Annotated in this window: 3 protein-coding genes; all 3 read left to right on the forward strand. The window is 59.2% G+C overall.

Annotation, left to right across the window (positions count from 1 at the left end; translation table 11 throughout):
* The first annotated feature begins 151 nt into the window (after positions 1-151).
* The 3 genes from ABDZ36_RS01030 to ABDZ36_RS01040 all read left to right on the forward strand — a co-directional run bounded on the left by ABDZ36_RS01030 (position 152) and on the right by ABDZ36_RS01040 (position 1,546).
* Complete coding sequence (locus tag ABDZ36_RS01030; RefSeq protein ID WP_020221905.1) at positions 152-445, forward strand: ribbon-helix-helix domain-containing protein; 294 nt, start codon at positions 152-154, stop codon at positions 443-445.
* Positions 435-722: a type II toxin-antitoxin system RelE family toxin gene (locus tag ABDZ36_RS01035; RefSeq protein WP_021780587.1), complete on the forward strand. Its 288-nt coding sequence runs from the start codon at positions 435-437 to the stop codon at positions 720-722. Before ABDZ36_RS01030 ends, ABDZ36_RS01035 begins: the two co-directional genes overlap by 11 nt.
* 296 nt (positions 723-1,018) lie before the next feature.
* Positions 1,019-1,546 (forward strand): DUF7342 family protein, encoded by a 528-nt coding sequence (locus tag ABDZ36_RS01040; RefSeq protein WP_188873236.1) that lies wholly within the window; start codon positions 1,019-1,021, stop codon positions 1,544-1,546.
* Positions 1,547-1,781 lie beyond the last annotated feature (235 nt).

Below are 1,781 nucleotides of genomic sequence, written 5' to 3' on the forward strand. Positions count from 1 at the left end.
ACCGAGTGTGCCCCTAATCGGCGTATTGCCGTTGTGAGTCTGGTACGAACCGGACAGCACACTCAGAAATGAGTCCGCCAGTGTCTGACGGGAGGCTAGACTCTCGTGGGGAATGTTTATCTAATATACGGACGTAAAGCACTAGTATATCATGTCTGATGCCGAACGCTCAACGGGGGATGGGCCGGAGACTGTCCAGGTCAATCTCCGACTCACGCAAGCGTTCCTTGATGATATCGACACGACGTGGGAAGAACAAGGCTTCAACTCACGAAGTGAATTCCTCCGCTATGCAGCGCGAGACGCGGTCAAGCATCCGGAGTTCTCGCGTGAGGGCTGGAAGCAGATTGCCGCAAGCGAACACGAACTTCGGACTGGGGACGAGGAGCTTGTGTCTCGTGAGGACGTGCTGGCGATGATGGACGACGGTACGGATGGGGAGTAAGGATGACGAGTGGACGTGGAAGTTCACACCACGCGCTGCCACGCAGTTCGACAATCTGGAACACCACGTTCAGGATCGGATTGTTTCAAAGCTTGACGAGATTGTCGACGACCCATGGCGGGATCCGGACGACTATCTTGAACCACTGACTGGTGGCCCGTTCGAGAAGCTTCGCGTCGGGCAGTATCGACTTGCGTGTGTCCTTGACCGGGACGCGCTCGTCCTTGAAGTTCACCGAATCGAACACCGGAGCGGAGCCTACACAGCTGACGACTGACTGACTCTTCTCCTCTACGAGGGAGGCCGACGTCAAGCGCGAATCGAACCACCCAGTCGGGCTTGACGCGATGACTCACCCGTCGTCGCGATCCGAGTGCCCGCCTCGAGCGCCACTTCACCGAGACCGGTGGATAACGGTCTATCAAGGGTGTTTAGACCACTAATTGGAGCGTTCGACACACCACCGTTTCCAGTAAATTCGGTGAAGAAGCGAGCGGTACCCGCTTCCAACTCTGCCGTTCAGCAAGCCGAGCACCCACAAACTACTGGGGGTCGACGACGTAGTGATGAGTAATGTCGGAGGAAACCCCGCCGGATCTCGACCTCACTGGGGAGTGGGAGACGAGGCTGGAAGCGCGAACGGTGGCGGAGCGCGCCTCCGAGGTTGGGATGGCGCTGACGGCGCCGACGTCGGTCATGGAGATTGCGGAGCGGGCGGGTTGCGCGACGGCGGAGGTACGGCCACATCTCGAGTGGCTCGTCGAACGCGGCATCCTCGAGAAAGCTACGGACGACCCGGTACGTTTCGTGCGTAATGAGGCGTACGTCGAGTTCCGCCGGATTACCGAACTGATGCGGGAGTTCGAGACGCCGGAGGCGATCGCGGACGCGATCGGGGAGTATCGCGAGCGAGAACGCGACCTTGCGGCGTCCTTCGAGGCGGCCTCGCCCGACGCTGTCGTACTCGCGGACGTCGACTCTGACGACCTTGGTGAGGCCTACGACCGATTGAGTGAGTGGCGCGCGATCACGCGACGGCTTCGTGACCTCACCGAGGCAAAACACCGTCTGGAGTCAGACTGCAGAAGCCTTTCTCGCTGAAACTGTCTATCAGATGCCGAGACCAGGCATCGGGCGATACTGTCTACGTGTCGTTGAGGAGTGTGCGGGCGCGCTTGACGTAGCTGTTCGTCTCCCAGCTCCGACCGTCACTGATCGAATCGAGTATCGCGAGTGCGTCCGTCGACGAGAGCTGGTCGTTCCGGACGAAGACTCAGTCGATCACATCGACAGCCGCGTAATCTCGTCTGATGTCGATAAATCAGATCGAACTGGT

Origin of the sequence: Halarchaeum salinum (genome assembly GCF_039520965.1) — an archaeon.
Classification (GTDB): Archaea; Halobacteriota; Halobacteria; order Halobacteriales; family Halobacteriaceae; genus Halarchaeum; species Halarchaeum salinum.

What these genes read in the sequence shown, in the direction of transcription:
- ABDZ36_RS01030 (WP_020221905.1), top strand. Translation starts at nt 152, where the DNA reads ATGTCTGATGCCGAACGCTCAACGGGGGATGGGCCGGAGACTGTCCAG.
- ABDZ36_RS01040 (WP_188873236.1), top strand. Translation starts at nt 1,019, where the DNA reads ATGTCGGAGGAAACCCCGCCGGATCTCGACCTCACTGGGGAGTGGGAG.
- ABDZ36_RS01035 (WP_021780587.1), top strand. Translation starts at nt 435, where the DNA reads ATGGGGAGTAAGGATGACGAGTGGACGTGGAAGTTCACACCACGCGCT.